This window comes from Pseudomonas sp. TE4620, from assembly GCF_056279045.1.
The window spans coordinates 4004453-4030066 of sequence record NZ_JBWBQO010000001.1; the positions used below are offsets into that span (position 1 = coordinate 4004453).

The following is a 25614-nucleotide window of genomic DNA, read 5'->3' on the forward strand; positions in this document are numbered from 1 at the left end:
AGCCTCCTTCAGGCATTGACGCGGTGATGTTCAGCCAGCGCCCGCTCGACCCAGGCACGAGCCTGGCCGAGGTAGTGGGCTGGGTCGAGCAGACGATCGAGCTCGTCTGGCGAAAGTTCGGCACTGACCTGCGGCTCGTCGCCCAGCACGGCGCGCAGATGGCGCTGCTCGGCCACGGCCCGCTTGCAGCAGGTTTCCAGCAGATGGTGGGCATGGTCACGGCCCAGGCGCTGGGCCAGGACGATACTCACCGCTTCCGCCAGCACCAGGCCCTGGGTCAGGTCGAGGTTGCGGCGCATGCGCTCGGCGTCCACTTCCAGGCCATCGGCGATGATCTGTGCCTGGCGCAGCGCCCCGGAGACCAGGCAGCAGATCTCCGGCAGGGTTTCCCATTCGGCATGCCACAGGCCGAGGCTGCGCTCGTGCTCCTGGGGCATGGCGGCATACAGCGTGGCCAGCAGGCCCGGGACCCGGGTGGCGGCGCCGATCAGCACCGCAGCGCCGACCGGGTTGCGCTTGTGCGGCATGGTCGAGGAACCGCCCTTGCCCGGCGCCGAAGGCTCGAACACCTCAGCCGCTTCAGTCTGCATCAGCAGGCTGACGTCACGGCCGAGCTTGCCAAGGCTGCCGGCAATCATGCCGAGCACCGCCGCGAACTCCACCAGACGGTCGCGCTGGGTGTGCCAGGGTTGTTCAGGCAGCGTCAGCTGCAAATCTGCGGCCAAGGCTTCGGCCACCGGCAAGGCCTTGTCGCCCAACGCCGCCAGGGTCCCGGAGGCGCCGCCAAACTGCAGGGTCAGCAGGCGCGGCTTGAGTTCCTGCAGGCGCTGGCGATGGCGATTCAAGGCGCCCAGCCAGCTGGCAATCTTCATGCCCAAGGTGACCGGCGTAGCATGTTGCAGCCAGGTGCGCCCGGCCAGGGGCGTCTCGGCGTGAATCTCGGCCTGGCGCGCCAGGGCGTTGGTCAGTTGCGCCAGGTCGGCCTCGATCAAGGCCAGCGCCGCCCGCAGTTGCAACACCAGGCCGGTGTCCATGGCATCCTGGCTGGTGGCGCCCAGGTGCACATAACGCTCGGCCTCCGGTACGCCACTGGCAATCACCTTGCCCAGCGCCTTGACCAGCGGGATCGCCGAGTTGCCGGCCACGGCAATCGCCTCGGCCAGCGCGGCAAAGTCATAGCGTTCGGCATGACAGGCGGTTTCGATCGCCGCCACCGCCACCTGGGGGATTACCCCAGTGGCCGCTTCGGCACGGGCCAGGGCCGCTTCGAAATCAAGCATGCCCTGCACCCGGCCACGGTCAGAGAAAATCTCGCGCATTCCCTGCGCGGTGAAATAGGCATCGAACAGCTGATTGCCCGGACGCGGGTTCATTGGCAGGTCCTTGAACAGGTCAATGGTCGTGGTGCAGGTACGCAGCCTGCTTCGGCAAGCGCAGGCTGAACAGGAAGGCAATCGCCATCATCGCCGTAACGTACCAGTAAAAGGTGTTTTCCATGCCCATGGATTTCAGCCCCAAGGCGACGTACTCGGCCGAGCCGCCAAACAGCGCGTTGGCCACCGCATACGCCAGGCCGACGCCCAGGGCGCGTACCTGCGGCGGGAACATTTCGGCTTTGACCAGACCGCTGATCGAGGTGTAGAAGCTGACGATGCACAGCGCCAGGGTAATCAGCACGAAGGCCAGGAACGGGCTGGTGACGGTTTTCAGCGCCAGCAGGATCGGCACGGTGAACAGCGTGCCCAACGCGCCGAACAGCAGCATCGAATTACGCCGGCCGATACGGTCCGAGAGCATGCCGAACAACGGCTGCATGCACATGTACAAAAACAATGCGCCGGTCATGATGAAGCTTGCGGTCTTGGCGCTCATGCCGGCGGTGTTGACCAGGTACTTCTGCATGTAAGTGGTGAAGGTGTAGAAGATCAGCGAGCCGCCGGCGGTGTAGCCAAGCACGGTGATGAACGCCGCCTTGTGGTTGCGAAACAGCCCGGCGATGCTGCCGGCGTCCTTGTCGTTGCGGGTTTCGGCGCTGCTGGTTTCTTCCAGCGAGCGGCGCAGAAACAACGAGATCAGCGCAGCAATGGCGCCGACCACAAACGGGATGCGCCAGCCCCAGGCGCGCAGTTCGTCTTCACTGAGCAACTGCTGAAGAATCACTACCACCAGCACCGCCAGCAACTGCCCGCCGATCAGGGTCACGTACTGGAACGAGGCAAAAAAACCGCGCTGGCCGCGCAGCGCCACTTCACTCATGTAGGTGGCGGTAGTGCCATATTCACCGCCCACCGACAGGCCCTGGAACAGCCGCGCCAGCAACAGCAGCGCCGGCGCCCAGGCGCCGATCGAGGCATAGGTGGGCAGGCAGGCGATGACCAGCGATCCGGCGCACATCATCAGCACCGAGATCATCATCGAGTTCTTGCGGCCGTGACGGTCGGCAACGCGGCCGAACAGCCAGCCACCAATCGGTCGCATCAGAAAGCCGGCGGCGAACACCCCGGCGGTGTTGAGCAACTGTACCGTCGGATCGTCGGAGGGGAAAAAGGCCGGGGCGAAATAGATGGCGCAGAAGGCATAGACGTAAAAGTCGAACCATTCGACCAGGTTGCCCGAGGACGCACCGACAATGGCAAAGATGCGTTTACTACGCTCCTCACCGGTGTAATAGGCTGAAGTCATGGCTGCTTACTCTTGGTGGGTTCTGAGAGTCTAGACACACTCAGTAACACTCACGTTCCACAGAACAATCACGCCGGCCGCGCCGCCTTGCGTGGAGGCGGCGCGGCCGGGCCATTGGTTTACACCCGCTCGATGGCCAGGGCCAGGCCCTGGCCGACGCCGACACACATGGTCGCCAGGCCTTTGCGTCCGCCGGATTTCTCCAGGTGGTGCAAAGCGGTAAGGACCAGGCGCGCGCCGCTCATACCCAGCGGATGGCCAAGGGCAATGGCGCCGCCGTTGGGATTGACCTGCGGCGCATCGTCGGCCAGGCCGAGTTCGCGCAGCACGGCCAGGCCCTGGCTGGCAAAGGCTTCGTTGAGTTCGATGACATCAAAATCAGCCACCGCCACGCCCAGGCGCTCGGTCAGTTTGCGCACCGCCGGCACCGGGCCGATGCCCATTACCCGCGGCGCCACACCGGCACTGGCCATGCCAAGCACCCGCGCCCGCGGGGTCAGGCCATGCTTTTTCACTGCGTCTGCCGAGGCCAGGATCAGCGCCGCAGCACCGTCGTTGACCCCCGAGGCATTGCCGGCGGTGACGGTCTTGTCCGCGCCGTTGACTGGCTTGAGCCGGGCCAGGGCTTCGAGGGTGGTGTCGGCGCGCGGGTGCTCGTCGTGCTCAACGACCGTCTCGCCCTTTTTATGGGCGATGCGCACCGGCACGATCTCTTCGGCAAAGAAGCCCGCAGCCTGGGCGGCAGCCGTGCGTTGCTGGCTGCGCAGGGCAAAGGCGTCCTGGTCGGCACGCGAGACCTGGTAATCGTCGGCAACGTTGTCGGCGGTCTGCGGCATGGCATCGACGCCGTACTGGGCCTTCACCAGCGGGTTGATGAAGCGCCAGCCGATGGTGGTGTCTTCCAGCTTCATGTTGCGCGAGTAGGCGTTGTCGGCCTTGCCCATGACGAACGGCGCCCGGGACATCGACTCGACGCCGCCGGCAATCGCCAGCTCCATCTCGCCGCTGGCGATGGCGCGAAAGGCCGTGCCCACCGCGTCCATGCCCGAGGCGCAGAGGCGGTTGAGGGTCACCCCCGGCACGCTGTCCGGCAAGCCGGCCAGCAGCAGCGCCATGCGCGCGACGTTACGGTTGTCTTCACCGGCCTGGTTGGCGCAGCCGAGGAACACCTCGTCGAGCTGATCCCACTGTACCTGCGGGTTACGCTCGATCAATGCCTTGAGCGGCACTGCCGCCAGGTCGTCGGCGCGCACGCTGGCCAGGGCGCCGCCAAAGCGGCCAATGGGGGTGCGAATGGCATCGCAGATAAATACGTCACGCATCAGGCTTCTCCTGGCGCTTGGCCGTGGGCGGCGGCGGTGCGCGCTTCAAGGTCGCGCAGGGCGTTGAGCTCGACATCGCTCGGTGCGACGGTGGTTTGCACGTTGTCGGCAAAACGGATGGCCCAGCCGGTGGCAGCGATGATCTGCTCGCGGGTCACACCCGGGTGGATCGAGGTCACCACGAACTCATGAGTACCGGCTTCCGGCTCCATGATGCACAGGTCGGTAATAATGCCTACCGGCCCCTCGCCTGGCAGGCCCAGGCGCTTGCGTGAATCACCGCCTTCGCCGTGGCCGACCGAGGTAATGAAGTCGAGCTTGTCGACAAAGGCACGGTTCGACTGCTTGAGGATGATCAGCACCTGCTTGGCGGAACCGGCGATCTCCGGCGCGCCACCGGCACCTGGCAGGCGAACTTTGGGCTGGTGATAGTCACCGACCACGGTGGTGTTGATGTTGCCGAAGCGGTCGACCTGGGCCGCGCCGAGAAAGCCCACATCGATGCGCCCGCCCTGCAGCCAGTAGCGAAAGATCTCGCCGGTCGGCACCACGGTGTCGGCGGTTTCCGCCAGCTCGCCGTCACCGATCGACAGCGGCAGCACGCTTGGCTTGGCGCCGATCGGGCCGGACTCGTAAATCAGCACGACATCGGGCGACGAAGTCAGGCGCGCCAGGTTGGCGGCCTTGGACGGCAGGCCGATGCCGACGAAGCAGACGGCGCCATTGCGCAGGCGACGGGCTGCGGCAACGGTCATCATTTCATTGGTGGAGTAGCTCATTGTGCAGCCTCCGCGCTGGCCAGTTTTGCCTTGAATTCAGTGAAGTCGGCGGTGCCGCGAATGTACTGGTCGACCCACGCCGTGAAGCTTTCGCGGCTGCGGGCAATCGGGTCCCAGGCCTGGTAGAAGCGATTGTCCCGCTCGTAGTAACCATGGGCGTAGGACGGATGCGCGCCGCCCGGTACCAGGCACACCGCAGACAGCGCCCAGGTCGGCAGCACGCAGGCGTTCATCGGCGCCTGGAGGTCGTCGACAATTTCCTCGACGGTGACGATGCAGCGCTTGGCCGCCAGGGCTGCTTCCTTCTGCACACCGAGAATGCCCCAGAGCAGCACGTTGCCCTTGCGGTCGGCCTTTTGCGCGTGAATCACGGTGACGTCCGGGCGTACCGAAGGCACGGCGGCGAGGACTTCACCGGTGAACGGGCAAGTCACGCTCTTGATCAGTGGGTTGACCTTCGGCAGGTCGGAACCTGCGTAGGCACGCAGCACCGCGAAGGGCAGGCCCGAGGCGCCGGCGACGTAGGCGTTGGCCAGGTCGGCGTGGCTGTGTTCTTCGATCTCGATAGCGTGCGGCCAGTGTTTTTCAACCGCGTCGCGCAGGCGATGGAGGGAACCGACACCCGGGTTGCCGCCCCAGGAGAAAATCAGCTTGCGGGCGCAACCGGCGCCGATCAGCTGGTCGTAGATCAGGTCAGGCGTCATGCGTACCAGGGTCAGATCTTTCTTGCCCTGACGAATGATTTCATGCCCGGCGGCAGTCGGAATCAAGTGCGTGAAGCCTTCGAGGGCGACGCTGTCTCCGTCGTTGACGAACTGCTTCACGGCGTCGTGGAGCGAGAGGATTTCAGCCATTGCAGACTCCTGGATATGCTGAGTCGGGGTCGGTTTCAAGGCGCCTCGGGCGGCGCCGGTCATGGGTTCAGATTAAGATGGGCTGGGGGGCTGTTCAATCCGATAATCGACTAACTGTTCGATTATCGAACTGATTGTTATCTTGCTAACAACACGTGCGAGGGCTGTCAGGTCGCATCTGCGTGACTGACCATGCCCTTGATAATCACCGCCGTGGTGGCCAGTGCCGCCGGGATCACCAGCGCGGTCAGCACTTGTTCGAAATTCCAGCCCAGGCCCAACAGGGTTGCGCCCATCCACGCCCCGAGAATCGCCCCGAAACGGCCGATACCGAGCATCCACGACACCCCGGTGGCGCGCCCCTGGGTCGGGTAGAAGCGGGCCGCCAGCGACGGCATCGCCGACTGCGCACCGTTGACGCACATACCGGCAATCAGCACCAGGGTCGCGAGAAGGGTGATGTTGCCCAGGCTCTGCCCTACCGCGTAGGCAAACACCCCGGCCAGCAAGTAGAAGGTGCCGATAACCTTGTGCGGGTTGTAACGGTCCATGGCCCAGCCCACCGCCACGGCGCTGAGCACCCCGCCAAACTGGAACAGCGCACCGATGAAGGCAGCCTGCTCCATGCTCGCGCCACTGTCGCGCATCAGGGTTGGCAGCCAGCTGGTCAGCAGGTAGACAATCACCAGGCCCATGAAATAGGTCAGCCACAAGAGCAGAGTGCCGACGCTGTAAGTCCCGGAGAAGATCACCGCAAACACGTTGCGGGCTTTGACTGTCTTTTGCTCCGGCACGCTGAAGCTCGATGCCTGGCCGACGATGGCCGGCTCGATCGGCGCCAGGGTCTTGCGTACCTTGTCGGTGCCCCGGTTGCGCACTACCAGGTAACGCGCCGACTCCGGCAGCCAGAACACCAGCACCACCGCCAGCACCAGTGGCAGAACCCCGCCGATCAGCAGCAGGCTGTGCCAGCCGAACGCCGGGATCAGCTTGGCAGAAATGAAGCCACCCCCGGCCATGCCCAGGTTGAAGCCGCAGAACATGCTGGTCACCAGCAGCGACTTGTGCCGCTCCGGGGTGTATTCGGACAGCAGCGTCGTGGCATTGGGCATGCCCGCGCCCAGGCCCAGCCCGGTGAGAAAACGCAGCACCAGCAACTGGTCAACATTGGTGCTGTAGGCCGACGCCAGGCTGAACGCGCCGAACAGCAGCACTGCCCCCACCAGTACGACTTTGCGCCCGAAACGATCGGCCAGCGGCCCGGACCCCAGCGCACCGAAGACCATGCCGATCAACGCAGCGCTCATCACCGGGCCGAGGCTGGCCCGGTCAATGCCCCAGTCCTGGGACAGGGCCGGGGCGATAAAGCCCATGGCCGCCGTATCGAGGCCGTCGAGGAAGACGATCAGAAAGCACAGGATCACCACCCGCCATTGGTAGCGCGACAGCGGTTGGCTATTGATAAAGGACTGCACATCAAGGCAGTTTCCGACAGCAGCTTGAGGACTATTCATTATTTTTATCCAGAAGAAGCGCGCGCGTGTGCGGGTGCGCGCGTGAACGGCACGGACGAACAGGGACGGGATCGAAAAACTGGATCAGCTGCCGCGCAGTCCCGCGTAGGACAGGTGCAAACCGTGCAGGGACAGGAAGTCGGTCATGGGGCGTTTGCCTCTCGCTCATTATTATGGGCGGCCAGGGCAGGCTGACCGCTGCGAGGGACATTAATAAGCAGGCGGGCGCGGCGCAATTCGATAAACGCATCTCTGTGCGTTTATCGAACAGGAACGTTCAGGCGAACAATTGCGCGCTGAGGTCACGACTGGCGGCAAGCATGATCGGCAGGAAGCGCTGTTCAAGCTCGGTGCGGCTGACCCGTCCGGCATGGGTACTGACGTTGAGCGCCGCCAGCACCTGGCCGGAGGCGTCGTAAACCGGAACGGCAATCGAGCGCAAGCCCTGCTCCAGCTCCTGGTCGACCACGCACCAGCCCTGCTGGCGAACCAGCTGCAGGCACTCGAGCAAGGCCACCGGGTCATGGAGGGTGCGGCTGGTCTTGGCCTGCAGGTCGGCGTGCTCGAGGTATTCGTGCAGGGTTGCGTCGTCCAGCGCCGCCAACAGGATACGGCCCATGGAGGTGCAATAAGCCGGCAGGCGCCCGCCAACCGACAGGTCGACCGAAATCAGGCGCTGCACCGTGGCCGAGCGGGCGATGTAGAGAATGTCGTCGCCCTCCAGGGTGGCCATGTTGCAAGCCTCGTGCAACTGGTCGCTCATGCGGTCCAGATAAGGCTGCGCTGATACCGCCAGCGGCGTCGACGACAAGTAGGCGTGACCCAGGGTCAGCACCTTGGGCAGCAGCGAATAGGTGCGCCCGTCGGTGGTGGCGTAGCCGAGCTTGATCAGCGTATGCAGGCAGCGGCGTACCGCGGCGCGGGGGATTTCCGTGCGGTGGCTGATCTGGGCGATGGTCAGGTGGCGCTTGCGCTCCTGGAACGCCTGAACTACCGCCAGGCCCCGGGCCAGCGAGGTCATGAAATCGGGGTCACCGGTAAAGGCCTGGATACGCTTGGCCGGCGAGGCAACGATAGGCGGCGCCAGGGACGCAAACGAGCTACGCACGTTGTCGTTCAATCCTGGCCCTTTGGGCGTGGTTTCTTCTGTCATGGCTAGCCTCGGCAACACGGTCACTGGGGCGATTATCGAACCATCGACCGATAATCGCAATTGACCGCTACCCTCAATTGCTTATACCTTTCTCCCGCCACCATGTGGCTTCTTGGAGAGACTGGTCAGGTACCCACCGTAGAAGTCCCAGGCACGGCCTTGCCCACGAAGCGAGGCCGTTTTTCCTTCCTCCGTAAAAGACGGGGTCGGTGGCCAGAGAACTTTTTCTCGGCGCCCGGTTCAAATTTCATACTCGGCGGACTGAGCGCATTCATAACTTGGTAACAAAACCGCCGCTCTATTGTTCTTATCAACAATAGAGAGTACTAGTGTCAGACAATCTGCTTGCTATAATAAAACTTCGTATCCACGCCCTTGGGCGGGGATAGTGCGGATCCAATCCGCTGCTGCCCCCAGGCAGACACAACCGGATCGCTGCAAGTGCCATTAACGTGAACACCTCGATGTTCACTTTCGCTTGCACCACCACAACCTACTGTTGCTGCGACAGTTATGCCGCTCTGGCCGCGTAGCCGTGTGCATGTTGTGCCCCGCGCACTCAATTGCCCGCGTAAACGCCAGGGTTTATATCCATACAGGTAATACTGTGACCAAAGATGAACTGCGCGCCGAACTAGAGCGCCAGGAACAACGTTACAAGGACGTCTATGGCGGTGAAGTCACCACTTATGCCGCGCAACCCGACCCGGAACGCAAGCCATGGCGCAAACGCGCAAGCGTGCTAGACCAGGCCTTCGCCCAGGAACTGGAAAAAATCGAGAAAGAACTCAAGGACCCGGCGCCCTGAGCCACGCCTGATGGCGATCGCAACACGCCGCGCCACGGCGTGCGGGGATGCTTTTAGCTGAGCACGATGCAGCTGATTTTTGCGCCGTCATACGCATGCGGTAACGGAATTTCACAAATTTCATACGGCCGTTTGATTTTTTTCTGACACGCATGAAATCATGCAAATGTTTAATTTTTCTCGATTTTTTTCGATTTTAGCCGACGATCACCGAAGCATCGCCGACTCAGCGGCTTGGGCAATGGGGTAGAAAAGTCGTCGAGCGGTCCGTCGCAGGGGCATCGATTACCGGGGATTTCTGGCATAATCGCGCCCCCTTATGACCGGGTCAGAATTCCTTCATGATCGATTTATTCAGCGGACTTGATGCCTGGGTACTGGTGAGCTTGCTGCTCGCTCTGACCTTCGTACTCGCCTTCGAGTTCATCAATGGCTTTCATGACACCGCTAACGCGGTAGCTACAGTCATCTATACCAAAGCCATGCCGCCGCACCTGGCCGTGTTCTTCTCCGGCGTGTTCAACTTCCTCGGGGTTCTGCTCGGCGGTGTCGGCGTGGCGTATGCCATCGTTCACCTGCTGCCGGTCGAACTGCTGATCAACGTGAACACCGGCCACGGCCTGGCGATGGTCTTCTCTCTATTGGCTGCCGCCATCACCTGGAACCTGGGTACCTGGTACTTCGGGATCCCGGCGTCCAGTTCGCACACGTTGATCGGCTCGATCCTCGGCGTGGGCCTGGCCAACGCCCTGATCAGCGACATTCCGCTGGGTGACGGGGTCAACTGGCAGAAGGCAATCGATATCGGCATGTCGCTGGTACTGTCGCCGATGGCCGGTTTCGCTGTCGCCGCGCTGGTGCTGCTGGGCCTGAAATGGTGGCGACCACTGTCGAAGATGCACAAGACGCCGGAACAGCGCCGCAAACTCGACGACAAGAAGCACCCGCCATTCTGGAACCGCCTGGTGCTGGTAATTTCGGCGATGGGTGTGAGCTTCGTGCACGGTTCCAACGACGGTCAGAAAGGTATCGGCCTGATCATGCTGGTACTGATCGGTATCGTTCCATCGGCGTTCGTTCTCGACCTCAACAGCACCACCTACCAGATCGAGCGGACCCGCGACGCCACGCTGCACCTGAACCAGTTCTACCAGCGCAACGAAGCGACCCTGGGCGAATTCCTGGCCCTGGGCAAAGCCAAAGAAGGCGACCTGCCAGAACAGTTCAGTTGCAACCCGCAGCAGACCGAGCCGACCATCAATGCCTTGCTCGATTCGCTCAAAGGCGTGGCCGACTACCGTTCGCTGACGCCGGAAAAACGCATTGAAGTACGTCGTTACCTGCTCTGCCTGGACGACACGGCCAAGAAGGTCGGCAAGCTGCCAGGCCTGCAGGCACGCGAGAAGGCGGACCTGGACAAACTGCGCAAGGACCTCACCGCCACCACCGAGTACGCACCGTTCTGGGTGATTCTCGCGGTCGCCCTGGCCCTGGGCCTGGGTACCATGGTCGGCTGGAAACGCGTAGTGCTGACCATCGGCGAGAAGATCGGCAAGCAGGGCATGACCTATGCCCAGGGCATGTCGGCGCAGATCACCGCAGCCTGCGCCATCGGCATGGCCAACATCTTCAGCCTGCCGGTCTCGACCACCCACGTACTGTCCTCGGGTGTGGCCGGTACCATGGTGGCGAACAAGAGCGGCCTGCAAGGTGGCACCGTGCGCACCATCCTGCTGGCCTGGGTACTGACCCTTCCGGCTACCGTGGGCTTGTCGGCAGCTTTGTTCTGGCTGGCGACCAAAGCCATCGGCTAATACACCCCGCAGTAAAAAGGCGCCCCGAGGGGCGCCTTTTTTATGCCTGATGCAATCAGCGGCGCTTGCTGCCGCCGAGCAACGAACCCATCAGGCCCCGTACCAACTGGCGCCCGAACTGGTTGGCCGCCTGGCGTACCGCCGACTTGATCGCCTGCCCTGCTGCGCTTTGCAGGAACTCGCCGGCTTTGTCGGCCAAGCTCTCTTCAGCCGCAGCCGGCGCCTGCTCAGGCTCAGCGGCGCCGCCTTTACGGGCATTGAGCATTTCATAGGCCGATTCACGGTCGATCGGTTTGTCATAACGCCCGACCAAGGGCGAAGCGGCAATCAGCGCTGCCCGTTCGGCGGCGCTCAGCGGCCCGATGCGCGACTGCGGCGGGGCAATCAGTACACGCTGGACCATACCCGGCGTGCCCTTTTCCTGCAGGGTACCGACCAGGGCCTCACCGATGCCCAGCTCGGTGAGCACGCTCAAGGTGTCGAATTGCGGGTTGGGGCGGAAACCATCGGCCACGGCCTTGAGGGATTTCTGCTCCTTGGCGGTGAATGCCCGCAGGCCGTGCTGGACGCGCAGGCCCAACTGCGCGAGGACATCATCCGGCAGATCGCCCGGCGACTGGGTGACAAAGTACACACCTACGCCCTTGGAACGGATCAGCCGCACCACCTGCTCCAGCCGGTCCTGCAGGGCCTTGGGGGTGCCATTGAACAGCAAGTGGGCCTCATCAAAGAACAGCGCCAGCAACGGTTTGTCGGCATCGCCACGCTCGGGCAATTGCTCGAACAGTTCGGCCAACAGCCACAGCAGGAAGGTCGCATAGACCTTCGGCGCCTCATGCACCAGGCGGCTGGCGTCGAGCAGGTGAATGCGTCCGCGACCATCGACATCCGGCTGCAGGATATCTTCCAGTTGCAAGGCCGGTTCGCCGAACAACGCTTCGGCGCCCTGCTGCTCGAGGGTTGCCAGGCGCCGCAACAGGGCCTGGCTGGAGCCGGTGGTCATCAGCGCACTGTCTTCACCGAGCAGTTGCGGGTTGTCCTTCAGGTGCGCCAGCAGCGCTTTGAGGTCCTTGATGTCGAGTAGCAACAGGCCTTCGCGGTCGGCGACCTTGAACGCGGCATACAACGCCGCCTGCTGGCTGTCGGTCAGCTCCAGCAAATTACCCAACAACAACGGGCCCATTTCGCTGAGGGTGGTGCGCAGCGGATGACCAGACTGGCCGTGAATATCCCACAAGCTGACCGGATAAGCCTGAGGCCGATGGTTCAGCCAGGGCATGCCGGCAATGCGCTCGGCCACCTTACCCTGGGGGTTGCCCGCCGCGCCCAGGCCGCACAGGTCGCCTTTGACATCAGCGGCAAACACCGCCACGCCAGCGTCGCTGAAGGCTTCGGCCATGTGTTGCAGGGTTACGGTCTTGCCGGTACCGGTCGCCCCGGCCACCAGGCCGTGACGGTTAGCCAGGCGCATGGCCTGGGCCACCGGCTGCCCGGCGAGGTCGGCGCCGAGCACGAATTGCGAAGAGTCAGGCATGTTTTTTCACCCTCTGTTTAAAGCTTTGGCTTGAAACGGCCGATATTAAATAGCGATAGACCACCAGGAAGACAGGAATAGCCCGACAAGGAATTGGGACCTGCACTGCTTTCACGCTGTTCTTTGTGCGAACGACCCGGATAACAAGACCTTAGCGGACCGACACGTTATGAACAAAAGCCTCCGATTCAGCCACAAGATCCTATTGGCCGCCTCGCTGATCGTCATGATCGCCTTTACCCTGTTTACCTTGTACAACGATTTCTTGCAGCGTAATGCCATTCGCGAGGATCTGGAAAACTATCTTGAAGAAATGGGCGAAACCACTTCGACCAATATCAAGAACCTGTTTGACGGTCGTATTCTGCTGGTACAAAACGTTGCACAAAACATTGCCGCGTTTCCCGAGGCTGACAAAGTCGGCACGCTGCTCGGCCAACAAGCGCTGGTCTCAAGTTTCCTGACCATTTACCTGGGTGACGTCAACGGCGGTTTCACCATCCGCCCACAGACCAAGATGCCCGACGGCTACGACCCGCGCGTACGCCCCTGGTATAAAGACGGCATGGCCGCCAACGGGCCGATCCTGACCGAACCTTATATTGATGTCAGCACCGGCAAGATGGTCATTTCGGTGGTGGCGACCGCTGCGCGCAACGTTGGCGTGGTCGGTGGCGACCTGGCCCTCGACGGCCTGACCGAGATCATCAACTCGCTGAACTTCGGCGGCATGGGCTACGCCTTCCTGATCAACGATCAAGGCAAGATCCTCGTGCACCCGGATAAAAACCTGGTGATGAAGTCGCTGTCGGACCTGTTTCCACAGAACACCCCGCGCATCAGCAAGGAACCGAGCGAGGTCGAACTTGACGGCAAGACCCGGATCCTCAGCTTCGCCCCGGTCAAGGGCCTGCCTTCAGCCAACTGGTACATCGGCCTGTCGGTAGACAAGGACGAGGCCTACTCGATGCTGAGCAAATTCCGCACCTCGGCGGTGATTGCCACCCTGGTCGCCGTGGTCATCATCATTGCCCTGCTCGGCCTGCTGATCCGCGTACTGATGCAACCGCTGCACACCATGACCCGGGCCATGGAGGACATCGCCGAAGGTGAGGGCGACCTGACCAAGCGTCTGGCGATCCATAACCACGACGAATTCGGCATCCTCGGCACCGCCTTCAACCGCTTCGTCGAGCGCATCCACGGTTCGATCCGCGAAGTGTCTTCGGCCACCGAGCAGGTCAACGAAGTGGCCCTGCGGGTCGTCAGCGCCTCCAACTCGTCGATGGTCAACTCCGACGAGCAGTCCAACCGCACCAACAGCGTTGCCGCGGCGATCAACCAGTTGGGCGCCGCCGCCCAGGAAATCGCCCACAACGCCGCGCAAGCCTCGCAACAGGCAAGCTCGGCACGGCATCTGGCTGAAGAAGGCCAGCAGGTGGTCGATCGCAGCATCCAGGCGATGAACCGTCTGTCGGACCTGATCTGCACTTCCAGCGCACACATCGAGACGCTCAACAGCAAGACGGTGAACATCGGCCAGATCCTCGAAGTGATCACCAGCATCTCGCAGCAGACCAACCTGCTGGCGCTCAACGCCGCCATCGAGGCGGCACGCGCAGGGGAAGCCGGTCGCGGTTTTGCCGTGGTCGCCGATGAAGTACGCAACCTGGCGCACCGCACCCAGGAGTCGGCGCAGCAAGTGCAGAACATGATCGAAGAGCTGCAGGTCGGCGCCCGTGAATCGGTCGACACCATGGGCCAAAGCCAGCGCCACAGCCAGGACAGCGTCGAGATCGCCAACCAGGCCGGTGAGCGCCTGGGCAGCGTAACCCTGCGCATCGGCGAGATCGACGGCATGAACCAGTCGGTGGCCACCGCCACCGAAGAACAAACCGCCGTGGTCGATTCGATCAACATGGACATCAACGAAATCAACATGCTCAACCAGGAAGGGGTCGAGAACCTGCAGTCGACCCTGCGCGCCTGCGCCGACCTTGAGCAACAAGCCAGCCGCCTGAAACAACTGGTGGGCAGCTTCCGTATTTGAGCTTGAGCGGCAAGCTACAAGCTGTAAGGTGCAAGAAGAAACAGAGCCTAGTGCGCTCTGCTTTTTCTTGCAGCTTGTAGCTTGCCGCTAGCCGCTACCGAACCCAATCGAACAAACTATCCTTCATAGAGGTCAACCTTAGGGCGCGTCTCCAGCGGCGAAAAGCCGCCTGGTGACACACTCTGGAGACGATCTCGGAGGGATGCTGATCGTGCACATCGCTGACATCACCATGTTCTACGCGCCCGCCAGCGGCGGCGTGCGTACCTATCTTGATGCCAAACACCGCCGCCTGGGCCTTACTCCCGGTGTTCGTCACAGCCTGTTGATTCCCGGCGCCAGCGCCAGCCACGATAACGGCATCTACAAGGTGCCGGCCCCGGCCCTGCCATTCGGCAACGGCTATCGCTTCCCCCTGCGCCTGGCACCTTGGCGCAATGTCCTGCACGATCTTCAGCCGGACCTGATCGAGGTCGGTGACCCCTATCTGACCGCCTGGGCGGCGCTGGATGCCCGGCGCCAGCTGGATGTGCCGGTGATCGGCTTCTATCACTCCGACCTGCCGTTGCTGGTGAGCAACCGCATGGGCAACTGGTTCACGCCCAACGTCGAAGCCTATGTCAGCAAACTCTATGGCAATTTCGACCGGGTGCTGGCGCCGAGTCAGGTAATGGCCGACAAGTTGCGCGGCCTGGGTATCGACAATGTCCATGTGCAGCGCCTGGGCGTCGACCTGGCAACCTTCCACCCGCAGCACCGTGACCTGTCGCTGCGCCGGCAACTGGGTCTCGCCGATACCACGCGCCTGCTGGTGTTCGCCGGACGCGGCTCGCGGGAGAAGAACCTGCCGGTGCTGCTCGACTGCATGAAACGTCTGGGCAAGCACTATCACCTGCTGCTGGTGGGCTCGCACATGCCGGCCACGGTGCCGGCCAACGTCAGCGTCATCGATCACTTCTGCCCGGCCGCTGAAGTCGCCCGCCTGCTGGCCAGCGCCGATGCCCTGCTGCACGCAGGCGACCAGGAGACCTTCGGCCTGGTGATTCTCGAAGCCATGGCCAGTGCCATTCCGGTCATTGCCGTGGCCGCCGGGGCCTTCAGCGAAATCGTCAACGAGCACTGCGGGCGCCTGTGCCCGCCCAACGATGGCCAGGCCATGGCCCGCACGGTGCGCGAGGTGTTCGAGGCCGGTGCCCGGCAAATGGGCCTGCAGGCCCGCGCCCATGTCGAGCAGCACTACGGATGGGACAGCGTAGTCAATGGCCTGCTCGAGCATTACCGGGCGGTGCTCGGCCACCCGATGCCGGTACGCGCTCATGCCTGAGCCTGCCGATCGCCCGAGCCTGCTGCTGGTGCTGCATGATGTTGCGCCGGAAACCTGGCCGGACTACCAACCCTTCGTCGAAGCCATCGACGCTCTGGGCAACATTCCCATGACCTGGCTGGTGGTGCCGGACTTTCACAAGCGCAATGCCCTGGAGCAGGCCCCCGGATTTCGCCTGATGCTCGACCGGCGCTTGCAGCGTGGCGACGAAATGGCCCTGCATGGCTACTTTCATGCCGATGACAGCCCGCCACCGCGCTCGCCGCGGGACTACTTCATGCGCCGCATCTATACCTGGGAAGGCGAGTTCTACAGCCTCGACCAGCCCCAGGCGCGGCAACGCCTTGAAGCCGGTATCGACCTGTTCCGCCGCTATGACTGGCCCCTGGCGGGTTTTGTCGCCCCGGCCTGGCTGATGAGCGACGGCACCCGCCAGGCCTTGCGCCAACTCCCGCTGCGTTACACCAGCGACCCGCAGCACATCTTTCAATTGCCCGACTTCAGCCCGATCGCGGCCCCCGGCCTGGTCTGGAGCGCCCGCAGCCGTTGGCGCCGCGGGCTGTCGAAAGTGTTGTGCGACGTACGTGAGGCGCGCCTGCGCCAAGCGCCGGTGATCCGCCTGGGCCTGCACCCGGTGGACATGCGCCATGGCTTTTCCCGCCGCTACTGGCTGCAAACGGTCCAGCGCTTGCTGCGCCAGGGCCGCGAGCCGATGACCAAATCCGCCTGGCTGGCCAGCAGGCACCCTCGGTGAACCGCCTGCCCTGGCTGCTGATGGCGCTGATCGTGGCGCTGCTGGTGCCAGCCCTGCTCGGAGGCAGCGAGCTGTTGCCGCGCCTGCGTGGTTTTGCCCCGCACCTGCTGCTGGGCCTGTTCGCCATGATTGTAGTGTGCTGGATCATCAACGCCATGCGCCTGCGTCTGCTGCTCGGCAGCCAGGGCGCGGCGCTGGGGCGCTTGCGCAGCCTGGGGGTGATCATGGCCACCGAGTTTGCCATCTGTACAACGCCGGGCGGCAGCGGCGGGCCGCTGGCACTGATGGCCTTGCTGGCCCGCGATCGCATCGGGCCGGCGCGCAGCAGCGCGGTATTTGCTGCCGACCAGCTCAATGATCTGCTGTTCTTTTTCTGCGCCATGCTGGGGATCGCCGGCTACGCGCTGTTCCACAGTCTCAACCGCAGCCTGGAGGGCCTGCTGCTCAGCAGCGCGCTGTTGATGTGCACCGCCTTCGCCACCCTGCTCTGCTTGCTGCGATACCGTCGCGCGCTACTGCGCCTCAATGGCCGGTTGCTGCACAGGCTCAAGGTGTCCGCCCGCAGGCGCCGACGCTGGACGCGCAAGCTGCTGCACTTCTTTCGCGCCCTGGGCGAAACCTGGCGGCTACCCAAACGCACCCTGGCGCTGGTGTTTGCCCTGACCTGCGTGCACTGGGGGCTGCGCTACAGCGTGCTGTACCTGGCGTTGCGCGGGCTTGGGGTCGATCTGCAGTGGATACCGAGCTTTCTGGTGCAGATGCTGTCGCTCAGCGCCGGGCAATTCAGCCTGCTGCCGGGCGGTGCAGGCGCGGCTGAAATGACCTCGGCCGCATTGCTTTCGCCTTTGGTGGGCACATCGACCGCGGCGGCGGCCATCCTGATCTGGCGGCTGGTGACCTACTATTTCTACCTGGTCGCCGGTGGCCCGGTGTTCCTCTGCCTGCTGGGTCGGCCGCTGCTGGAGCGCTGGCGGCTCAGTCAGGCGCGGGTTCGTCGCTAGCCGGCTTGAGCTGCTCCCAGAGCTCGGCGGCACCGGGAAAATCGGTGCCGTCTTCGCTGTCCAGCGCATCCGGGTCGTAGCGGCTCAGGCAGCCCTCGCCGAGGGTCGGCGGGCCTTGGAGGTAGCCTTGTCGAGTGGATCGGCCATTGGCCAACCTCCGGCACTGAGGCTTAGTTGAACACCACGGTCTTGTTGCCGTGGACCAGCACGCGGTCTTCCAGGTGATAACGCAGGCCGCGGGCCAGGACCATTTTCTCGACGTCACGGCCGAAACGCACCATGTCTTCGATGCTGTCGCTATGGCTGACGCGAACCACGTCCTGCTCGATGATCGGGCCGGCATCGAGTTCTTCGGTGACGTAGTGGCAGGTCGCGCCGATCAGCTTGACGCCGCGCAGCGACGCCTGGTGGTACGGTTTGGCGCCGACGAACGAAGGCAGGAAGCTGTGGTGGATGTTGATCACCTGCTGGGCGTATTCCTGGCACAGTTGCGGCGGCAGGATCTGCATGTAGCGCGCCAGTACCACCACGTCGGCACCGTGCTCCTTGACCAAGCGCGAGACTTCGGCAAAGGCCGGCTGCTTGTTCTGCGGATCGACCGGCACATGGAAGAACGGGATGCCGTGCCACTCGACCATGCTGCGCAGGTCGTTGTGGTTGGAAATCACACAGGGAATGTCGCACTCCAGTTCCTTGGCATGCCAGCGGTGCAGCAGGTCGGCCAGGCAGTGGGACTCGCGGCTGGCCATCAATACTACGCGCTTCTTCTGGTCGGTATCGGTGATGCGCCAGACCATCGAGAACTCTTCGGCGATCGGTGCGAAGGCTTCACGAAATTCCTCGATACCGAACGGCAGGGTTTCGGCGCGGATTTCGTGGCGCATGAAGAACCAGCCGCTCTGCTCGTCGGAGTGGTGGTTGGCTTCGTTGATCCAGCCGTTATAGGACGCCAGGAAATTACTGACTTTGGCGACGATGCCAACGCGGTCGGGGCAGGCAATCACCAGCCGGTAGGTGCGCATGAAATGGACTCCAGAAACTTTCGCAAAGGCGCACATTCTAGCGAGTGCCCGGCAAAACTGCAGTACTCATTGCACGCGCCCTGTCGCCTGCCCGGGTGGCGCGGTAGAGGGCACTGCCGTGTAGCGCTGCGGGCTGGCGATCAAGTTAACTATTGGAAAAACCACTTAGTTTGTAAATTTTTCTTAACCTAATCCCTCAAGGTGTTTAAGCATTCATTGAGCTAATTGCCTGCTTAAATGTTTACTTGGGGGTACTGTCTGATTATTATTGCCGCACTGTCTGTCCAAAATCCTTCATTTCCAAGGAACGCCTCATGTCCCTGATCAACGAATATCGCGCTACCGAAGAAGCCATCAAAGAACTGCAAGCGCGTCTGCAGAACCTGTCGCAAGACGACAAGCTGCAAACCGAGCTGGAATTCGAAGGCAAACTGCGTGCACTGATGGGCGAATATTCGAAGTCCCTGCGTGACATCATTGCGCTGCTGGATCCAGAAGCCAAACTGAACAAAGCCCCGCGCGGCGCGGTTAAAACCACCGGCACCAAACGTGCGCGCAAGGTCAAGCAATACAAAAACCCGCACAACGGTGAAGTCATCGAAACCAAAGGCGGCAACCACAAAACCCTGAAAGAATGGAAAGCCAAATGGGGTGGTGACGTGGTTGAAGGCTGGGCAACCCTGCTGGGTTAATAAGCCCGCTGGTAACCTTGTGTTACTCGCTAAAAACGCCAGCCTTGCTGGCGTTTTTTATTTTCAACGTTTGCTTACATTCCCAATTGCAACTTAAGCGCCTGCACATGGTTACGCCACTGGCCGAGCAACAGTTGTTGCTGGGCGTCGGCGTCCAGCCAGCATTCCTGCAGGGCCCGCTCGAAATCCCCAAGGGTATTGGGCGCGCCCATCAACGGGTCGCTCAGGCGTTGCTGGCAGAAGGTTTGCCAACGCTGGCGTTCCTCGGCATTCAAGGTTTCGCTGAAATTGCGTGCGCGATAACGAAACAACAATTCTGGCAAACGTTCATCATCGAACATCCACTGCCCCTGCCCTAGTTGCTGCGGATCGACACTGCGCACTTGCTCGCACAAACGCCGATCACGATCGCCAAGAAAGCCATCATACAACTGCTGTTCCGGGTCTTCGCTGGGAGCAAACTCCTCGGCGCTATAAACCAGCGGCAATTTCTCCTGCCATTGCCCGGCGGCGGCAATCAGACTCGCCGCGCGCGCCTGATAAACAGCCATATCCAGTTGCAAACGCTGCTGATCTTCGCCACGCAATACACTCAACGGGGCGACCACCGGGCAGCGATTGATATGGATTAATTTCAACGGCACCGGCAATTGTCCGTCAGGCATTTCCTCACGACGAGTGTATAAACGCTGACGCAGTGAATCAGCATCCTCATCTATCAAGGGCTGAACATCCAGGTGCAGGTCACAGACAATCAAGGCATTGCGATTGCGCGGGTGCCAGGCCAGAGGTAATACCACCCCCAGATAATTGCGTGCCGCAGAGAAACGGCCAGAGATATGCACCATCGGTTGTAATAATCGAATCTGGTCGAGGACTTTCTGCTTGCTGCGCAGTTGAAACAACCAGTCATAAAGCTTGGGCTGTTTCTGTCGGATCAATCGCGCAAGTGCAATGGTGGCGCGCACGTCAGACAACGCTTCATGGGCCTGGCCATGGTCGATGCCATTGGCGGCAGTGAGCAACTCCAGGCGCAAACTGGTGCGCCCGTCCTGTTGTGGCCACTCGATACCGTCCGGGCGCAGGGCATAAGCAGTGCGTACGATGTCGATCAAGTCCCAGCGGCTGTTGCCGCCCTGCCACTCGCGGGCATAGGGATCAAAAAAGTTGCGATACAGGCTGTAGCGGGTGACTTCGTCGTCGAACCGCAAGCTGTTGTAGCCGGCGCCACAGGTGCCGGGGCGGGCCAGTTCGGCATGCACCCGGGTCATGAACTCGGCTTCGCTCAAGCCGTTGGCGGCCAGTTGCTGCGGAGTGATGCCGGTGACCAGGCAAGCCTTGGGATGCGGCAGGATATCGGCGCTGGGCTGGCAATAGAAGTTGATCGGCGCCTCGATCTCGTTGAGGTCAAGGTCGGTGCGCACCCCGGCGACCTGCAAGGGCCGGTCGTTGCGCGGGTTGATACCGGTGGTTTCGTAGTCGTGCCAGAAAATGCTGGAGCTCACGGGGTCGTCCTGAACAGAAGGTCGCCCAGAGTCTAGGGCCAGCAGCCCGTCACGGCCAGCGTCAGGCCGAAGCGTTCAACGGATGGAAGCTGAAATAGTTGCGCAGGGCACGCACCAGTTGCTCGTAGTCACGTGGCGCCTGCAGCAGCATGAAACCCGAGTCGTAATGCCCGGGCGTCTGGTCTTCATGGCTCCACAGGCAACTGGCGGTGAGGTTGATCAGGTGCACTGCGCCATCGCGGCCCGGGACTTTGAGCTGCAACTCGAAATCCGGGCCGACCAGCATCGGCAGCTGGCTGATCAGCATCAGGCCGTCTTCGGACACATTTCCCAGGTAGCCGATGGGCTGGTCGGTGAAGCGGTTGAAGACTTTGAGAAAATAAGGGAGCTGGTGACGCTCGATGCGGCGCTCGTCAAACATGGTCGGGATCGCTGTCGAAGACCCTTTTAGCAGGGCCGCGCTAGGGCTGCTGTTTTTCATTCATTTCAGCAACAAGATTAGCGCACCCTGACCCGCGCGTCACAATCAGACCTGCTGACTTTAGTATTAACGCCAAGGCGTGGTGGTTGCCGGGCGGGCAATCGCCGCTTCGCCGCTGCGGTAGTGGCCCAGTTGTTCGAGGGTCTGCAGCCGGGCACGGGCACGGAACGCGTACTCGCTCTGCGGGTAGCGCTGAAGAATGAACTGGTAGGTCTGCGCCGCATCGACGAACAATTTCTGCCGTTCCAGGCACTGGCCACGCAGCAGCGACACTTCCGGCTGGATGAACGGTCGGGCACGGCTGGTGCGCTCGACCTGGGACAGCTCGAGCATGACCTTCTCGCAGTTGCCCCGGTCATAGGCGCGGTAGGCGTTGTTCAAATGATGGTCCATCGACCAGCGGGTGCAACCGACGACGCTGGTGGCCAGGGCTAAAACGATCAAGGCTCGCATGGGGGATCTCCTGTATTGAGCAGTGTATCGGCTTTGTGCGGAAAATCTGTAGACATGGCTGGCTGCACTGGCCTCATCGCGGGTCAAGTCGAGTCGTCGCACCGCCGCTCCCACACCAGCGGCGCTCGGGCCCTGTAGCCGTTCAAACGCCACCCGCGCTAACCGCCAGGTAGTGCAAAGGAACAATGACTACAGCGATTTTCCGGAGTAGCCTTTCGCTGCGCTTCACTATAGGAGTCTGTGCATGACCATCCGCCGTACCAAAATCGTCGCCACCCTTGGCCCCGCCAGCAACTCGCCGGAAGTGATCGAGCAACTGATCCTCGCCGGCCTGGATGTCGCTCGCCTGAACTTCTCCCACGGCACGCCTGACGAGCACAAGGCTCGCGCGCGCCTGATCCGCGATATCGCTGCCCGCCTGGGCCGCCACGTGGCGCTGCTCGGTGACCTGCAAGGGCCGAAGATCCGTATCGCCAAGTTCAGCAACAAGCGTATCGAACTCAAGGTCGGTGACCGCTTCACCTTCTCCACCGCCCATCCGCTGACCGAAGGCACCCAGGATATCGTCGGCATCGACTATCCGGACCTGGTCAAGGACTGCGGCGTCGGCGATGAGCTGCTGCTCGACGACGGCCGCGTGGTCATGCGCGTAACCAGCGCCACCGCCGACGCCCTGCACTGCGAAGTGCTGATCGGCGGCCCGCTGTCCGACCATAAAGGCATCAACCGTCGCGGCGGCGGCCTGACAGCTCCGGCGCTGACCGAAAAAGACAAGGCCGACATCAAGCTGGCAGCCGAAATGGACCTGGACTACCTGGCCGTTTCCTTCCCGCGCGACGCCTCCGACATGGAATACGCCCGTCGCCTGCGCGACGAAGCCGGCGGTAGCGCCTGGCTGGTGGCCAAGATCGAGCGCGCCGAAGCGGTCGCCGATGACGAGACCCTCGACGGCCTGATCGCCGCCAGTGACGCGGTCATGGTGGCCCGTGGCGACCTGGGCGTGGAAATCGGCGATGCCGAGCTGATCGCGATCCAGAAGAAGATCATCCAGCACGCCCGCCGCAACAACAAGGCGGTGATCGTGGCGACCCAGATGATGGAGTCGATGATCCAGAACCCGATGCCGACCCGCGCCGAAGTGTCCGACGTGGCCAACGCCGTGCTGGACAACACCGATGCGGTGATGCTCTCGGCCGAAAGCGCCGCCGGCGCCTACCCGATCGAAGCAGTACAGGCCATGGCACGCATCTGCCTGGGCGCGGAAAAGCACCCGACCAGCCAGAAGTCCAGCCACCGTCTGCACACCCGCTTCGAGCGCTGCGACGAAAGCATCGCCCTGGCGGCCATGTACACCGCCAACCACTTCCCCGGCGTCAAGGCGATCATCGCCCTCACCGAAAGTGGCTACACCCCGCTGATCATGTCGCGCCTGCGTTCCTCGGTGCCGATCTACGCGTTCTCGCCGCACCGCGCCACCCTGGCTCGCGCTGCGATGTTCCGTGGCGTGTACCCGGTGGCTTTCGATCCGGCAGCCCTGCCGGCGGAGAAAGTCAGCCAGGCGGCAGTCGACGAGTTGCTGCAGCGCGGCGCGGTCGAGCCAGGTGACTGGGCGATCCTGACCAAAGGCGACAGCTACCACACCATCGGTGGTACCAACGGCATGAAGATCCTGCACGTCGGTGATTCGCTGGTCTGATGCTCAGGCCCTGCTGAACAAAGCCCCGTAGCCTGTGCTGCGGGGCTTTTTTTTGCCTGCTGGAATCAGGCATGACCGGTGAACACATCGGCAAGCAACTGATTGCGCGGCAGGCCGGCGAGAAACATGCGCCGGGCAAACTGCTCGACACTGGCCGCCGAGCCACAGGCCAGGGTCACGGTCTGGCGTGACGGCAGGCGTAACGCCGCCAGAGCCTGGGGCAACTGCGGTGGGGTCAGCAGCTCGACCTGCAGTTGCGGATGCTGGCTGGCAAGCGCCGTCAGTGCGGGCGCCAGGTAATGTTCCTGCGGGTCATGGGCCAGGTGCAGCAGGCGAATCGGGCCGTGGTGTTCCTGGCGCAAGGCTTCGCGCACAATCCCCCATAACGGCGCCAGGCCAGTGCCGGCGGCCAGCAGCCACAACGGGCGCTCCTGCCAGTCCGGATCGTAATGCAAGGCGCCGCCGCGCAACTCGCCCAAGCGCAACGTCGCACCGATAGTCAGTTGCCGGGCGGCATCGCAGAAGGCACCGGGTTGCCGGCAATCGAGGTGAAACTCGAGAAAGCCCTCCTCCCCCGGCAGGCTCGCCAGCGAATAAGGCCGGGCGACCCCGTTCGGGCTCCACAACACCAGGTGCTGGCCGGCCTGGTAGCGTAGTGCCCTTTGCGGCTCAAGCCGCAGGCGCAGCACCGTCGGGCTCAGCCAGTCGAGGCCGCTGACCTCGGTCGGCAGGCCATCTGCGAGCGGGTCGAACAAGGCCACCTGCAAATCTTCTTCGACACTGCATTGGCACGCCAGGCGCCAACCTTGCTGGCGTTTGTCCGCCGCCAGGGCATCGGGCCGGGCATCTGCGGGCTGGCCTTGCAGGCAGCGCACCAGGCAGGCGTGGCAACTGCCGGCACGGCAACTGTAGGGCACCGCCAGCCCGGCATCATTAAGGGCATCGAGCAGGTTGCTGCCCGCGGCCACCTGCCATTGTCGCTCAGCGACCCGCAACTCAGGCATCGACGGCCTCCCAGGCGGCCAGGCAGCGGTTGCGCCCACAGTGTTTGGCCCGGTACAAGGCCTGATCGGCACGTTGCAAGGCGTCGTCGAGATCATCGCCAGGCGCCAACAGGGTCAGCCCGGCCGACAGGCTTAACGGTTCGACGCGCAAGCCGACCGCTGGTGGCTGGGCCAGGGCAAAGGCCTTGCGCAAGCGTTCACAACAGCTGAACAGCTGCGCTTGGCTGCAATCGGGCAGCAACAGCACGAACTCTTCGCCACCGTAACGGGCCAGCACCGCAGTGTCGCCCAGGCAATCGCTGGCGATCGAGGCGAAGGCTTGCAGCACCTGGTCGCCGGCGGCATGCCCATAGACATCGTTGATGCGCTTGAAATGATCGAGGTCGATCAACGCCAGGCCGTGGCTGCTGTCTGCGCGCATGCGCGCAAGCTCGCGGCTGGCCAGGCTGAGAAAATGCCGACGGTTGAACAGCCCGGTCAGTTCGTCGGTGGCCACCAGGTCTTCAAGCTGGCGCATCATGCCGCGCAAGGTGTCCTGATGGGCCTGCAAGGCATAGCGGCGTTGGCGCATGCGCTGGCGAGCGGCCTGCACATAGCGGGCATACAGGCACAACCAGCACAGCACCACCAGCAAGGCACTGGCCTGCAACGCCAGCAGCGAACCGGCGAAATGCGGCACCTGCCAGGCCTCCCAGGCAATCAGGCCGAAGAAGCTGCACAGCACCAGCAGCGCGCAGCGCACGAACACCCGCCCCCTCAGGTGAAACAGGCCGAACATCAGAATCAACGGATAAAACATCAGAAAAGTACCGCGGCCCTGGTCAAGCTGGGCCAGCAGCCAGGTTTGCCAGGCAATCGCCAGCAACACCTGGAATTCGGTCAGGCTCGGATCGCCAAAGCGCAGGTTGCGGCCACTGGCAAACACCCAGCCGAGCAGCAACTGGCTCATCAGCAACAAGCCGCTGCCCAGCAACAAGACATCCAGGGAGGCTTGCAGATGGCCATTCAACAGCGCAACCCAGACCAGCGCCAACACCAACAGATAGGTGCCGGCCGCCATGAGAAAACGTTTGAGGAGAAGCTTCTGCAGCGCTGTTTCGGTCACAGGTGGCTCACCGTGCTCTGGCCAGGGCAGAGGAATAAGGCATGGCCAACCGCCACTTTAGGGTGTG

The 25614-nt window shown here is 62.7% G+C and carries 22 protein-coding genes and 2 pseudogenes; 9 read left to right on the plus strand and 15 right to left on the minus strand.

What is annotated here, in order from left to right:
- Window positions 1-8: 8 nt before the first annotated feature.
- From ACZ9A3_RS18485 to pcaR, 7 genes are all read right to left on the minus strand, one after another.
- A complete protein-coding gene (locus tag ACZ9A3_RS18485; RefSeq protein WP_045197477.1) occupies window positions 9-1373 on the minus strand; it encodes a 3-carboxy-cis,cis-muconate cycloisomerase in 1365 nt (454 codons plus the stop codon).
- Window positions 1374-1392: 19 nt separating this feature from the next.
- Window positions 1393-2682 (minus strand): MFS family transporter, encoded by a 1290-nt coding sequence (locus ACZ9A3_RS18490; RefSeq protein ID WP_045197475.1) that lies wholly within the window; start codon window positions 2680-2682, stop codon window positions 1393-1395.
- A 119-nt stretch (window positions 2683-2801) separates the two neighbouring features.
- Window positions 2802-4007, minus strand: a complete 1206-nt coding sequence (gene pcaF / locus ACZ9A3_RS18495; RefSeq protein WP_176794321.1) for a 3-oxoadipyl-CoA thiolase — start codon at window positions 4005-4007, stop codon at window positions 2802-2804.
- Entirely contained in the window at window positions 4004-4783 is a 780-nt protein-coding gene (locus ACZ9A3_RS18500; protein WP_045197471.1) for a CoA-transferase subunit beta, read from the minus strand. Before ACZ9A3_RS18500 ends, pcaF begins: the two co-directional genes overlap by 4 nt.
- The gene (locus ACZ9A3_RS18505) at window positions 4780-5637 is read right to left on the minus strand and encodes a CoA transferase subunit A (protein ID WP_045197469.1); all 858 of its coding nucleotides are present in this window, start codon (window positions 5635-5637) and stop codon (window positions 4780-4782) included. Before ACZ9A3_RS18505 ends, ACZ9A3_RS18500 begins: the two co-directional genes overlap by 4 nt.
- Before the next feature lie 167 nt (window positions 5638-5804).
- A complete protein-coding gene (pcaK, locus tag ACZ9A3_RS18510; RefSeq protein ID WP_093379926.1) occupies window positions 5805-7151 on the minus strand; it encodes a 4-hydroxybenzoate transporter PcaK in 1347 nt (448 codons plus the stop codon).
- Between the two features lie 277 nt (window positions 7152-7428).
- A complete protein-coding gene (gene pcaR / locus ACZ9A3_RS18515) occupies window positions 7429-8304 on the minus strand; it encodes a pca regulon transcriptional regulator PcaR (RefSeq protein ID WP_176794222.1) in 876 nt (291 codons plus the stop codon).
- Window positions 8305-8911: 607 nt separating this feature from the next.
- Here pcaR and ACZ9A3_RS18520 point away from each other — a divergent pair.
- A complete protein-coding gene (locus ACZ9A3_RS18520; protein ID WP_093379923.1) occupies window positions 8912-9112 on the plus strand; it encodes a hypothetical protein in 201 nt (66 codons plus the stop codon).
- A gap of 341 nt (window positions 9113-9453) precedes the next feature.
- Window positions 9454-10926, plus strand: coding sequence for an inorganic phosphate transporter (locus tag ACZ9A3_RS18525; protein WP_045197461.1), 1473 nt, complete (start codon window positions 9454-9456; stop codon window positions 10924-10926).
- A 55-nt stretch (window positions 10927-10981) separates the two neighbouring features.
- Here the strand turns inward: ACZ9A3_RS18525 and ACZ9A3_RS18530 are convergent, their stop codons facing one another.
- Window positions 10982-12460: a helicase HerA-like domain-containing protein gene (locus ACZ9A3_RS18530; RefSeq protein WP_476252987.1), complete on the minus strand. Its 1479-nt coding sequence runs from the start codon at window positions 12458-12460 to the stop codon at window positions 10982-10984.
- Window positions 12461-12773: 313 nt separating this feature from the next.
- On the opposite strand from ACZ9A3_RS18530, the pseudogene ACZ9A3_RS18535 reads away from it, so the two are divergent.
- From ACZ9A3_RS18535 to ACZ9A3_RS18555, 5 genes and pseudogenes are all read left to right on the plus strand, one after another.
- Window positions 12774-13652: pseudogene (locus ACZ9A3_RS18535) on the plus strand (HAMP domain-containing protein); the annotation flags it as partial.
- Between the two features lie 261 nt (window positions 13653-13913).
- Window positions 13914-14510 (plus strand): annotated as a pseudogene (locus ACZ9A3_RS18540) (methyl-accepting chemotaxis protein); the annotation flags it as partial.
- A 202-nt stretch (window positions 14511-14712) separates the two neighbouring features.
- Window positions 14713-15834 carry a glycosyltransferase family 4 protein gene (locus ACZ9A3_RS18545; RefSeq protein WP_093379917.1) on the plus strand — a complete coding sequence of 374 codons (1122 nt, stop codon included), beginning with the start codon at window positions 14713-14715 and terminating at the stop codon, window positions 15832-15834.
- A complete protein-coding gene (locus ACZ9A3_RS18550; RefSeq protein WP_045197453.1) occupies window positions 15827-16588 on the plus strand; it encodes a DUF2334 domain-containing protein in 762 nt (253 codons plus the stop codon). The genes ACZ9A3_RS18545 and ACZ9A3_RS18550 overlap by 8 nt, the downstream gene beginning before the upstream one ends.
- A complete protein-coding gene (locus tag ACZ9A3_RS18555; protein ID WP_476252988.1) occupies window positions 16585-17589 on the plus strand; it encodes a lysylphosphatidylglycerol synthase transmembrane domain-containing protein in 1005 nt (334 codons plus the stop codon). The genes ACZ9A3_RS18550 and ACZ9A3_RS18555 overlap by 4 nt, the downstream gene beginning before the upstream one ends.
- Here ACZ9A3_RS18555 and ACZ9A3_RS18560 read toward each other — a convergent pair.
- Window positions 17564-17743 (minus strand): hypothetical protein, encoded by a 180-nt coding sequence (locus tag ACZ9A3_RS18560; RefSeq protein WP_476253356.1) that lies wholly within the window; start codon window positions 17741-17743, stop codon window positions 17564-17566. The two genes, ACZ9A3_RS18555 and ACZ9A3_RS18560, sit on opposite strands and share 26 nt — an antisense overlap.
- A gap of 16 nt (window positions 17744-17759) precedes the next feature.
- Window positions 17760-18611 (minus strand): formyltetrahydrofolate deformylase, encoded by an 852-nt coding sequence (gene purU / locus ACZ9A3_RS18565; RefSeq protein ID WP_476252989.1) that lies wholly within the window; start codon window positions 18609-18611, stop codon window positions 17760-17762.
- Between the two features lie 314 nt (window positions 18612-18925).
- On the opposite strand from purU, the gene mvaT reads away from it, so the two are divergent.
- A complete protein-coding gene (mvaT, locus tag ACZ9A3_RS18570; RefSeq protein WP_045197447.1) occupies window positions 18926-19303 on the plus strand; it encodes a histone-like nucleoid-structuring protein MvaT in 378 nt (125 codons plus the stop codon).
- 74 nt (window positions 19304-19377) lie between these two features.
- Here mvaT and sbcB read toward each other — a convergent pair whose 3' ends face one another.
- The 3 genes from sbcB to ACZ9A3_RS18585 all read right to left on the minus strand — a co-directional run bounded on the left by sbcB (window position 19378) and on the right by ACZ9A3_RS18585 (window position 21742).
- Window positions 19378-20808, minus strand: a complete 1431-nt coding sequence (sbcB, locus tag ACZ9A3_RS18575; RefSeq protein ID WP_045197445.1) for an exodeoxyribonuclease I — start codon at window positions 20806-20808, stop codon at window positions 19378-19380.
- 61 nt (window positions 20809-20869) lie between these two features.
- Window positions 20870-21229 (minus strand): PilZ domain-containing protein, encoded by a 360-nt coding sequence (locus tag ACZ9A3_RS18580; RefSeq protein ID WP_045197442.1) that lies wholly within the window; start codon window positions 21227-21229, stop codon window positions 20870-20872.
- 126 nt (window positions 21230-21355) lie between these two features.
- Window positions 21356-21742 carry a tetratricopeptide repeat protein gene (locus tag ACZ9A3_RS18585; protein WP_045197440.1) on the minus strand — a complete coding sequence of 129 codons (387 nt, stop codon included), beginning with the start codon at window positions 21740-21742 and terminating at the stop codon, window positions 21356-21358.
- Between the two features lie 244 nt (window positions 21743-21986).
- On the opposite strand from ACZ9A3_RS18585, the gene pyk reads away from it, so the two are divergent.
- Window positions 21987-23438, plus strand: a complete 1452-nt coding sequence (gene pyk, locus ACZ9A3_RS18590; protein ID WP_093379909.1) for a pyruvate kinase — start codon at window positions 21987-21989, stop codon at window positions 23436-23438.
- A 65-nt stretch (window positions 23439-23503) separates the two neighbouring features.
- Here the strand turns inward: pyk and ACZ9A3_RS18595 are convergent, their stop codons facing one another.
- Together ACZ9A3_RS18595 and ACZ9A3_RS18600 are read right to left on the minus strand one after the other, a co-directional pair.
- Window positions 23504-24442, minus strand: a complete 939-nt coding sequence (locus ACZ9A3_RS18595) for an iron-sulfur-binding ferredoxin reductase (protein WP_476252990.1) — start codon at window positions 24440-24442, stop codon at window positions 23504-23506.
- Window positions 24435-25547, minus strand: a complete 1113-nt coding sequence (locus ACZ9A3_RS18600; RefSeq protein WP_123566420.1) for a GGDEF domain-containing protein — start codon at window positions 25545-25547, stop codon at window positions 24435-24437. The genes ACZ9A3_RS18595 and ACZ9A3_RS18600 overlap by 8 nt, the downstream gene beginning before the upstream one ends.
- Window positions 25548-25614 lie beyond the last annotated feature (67 nt).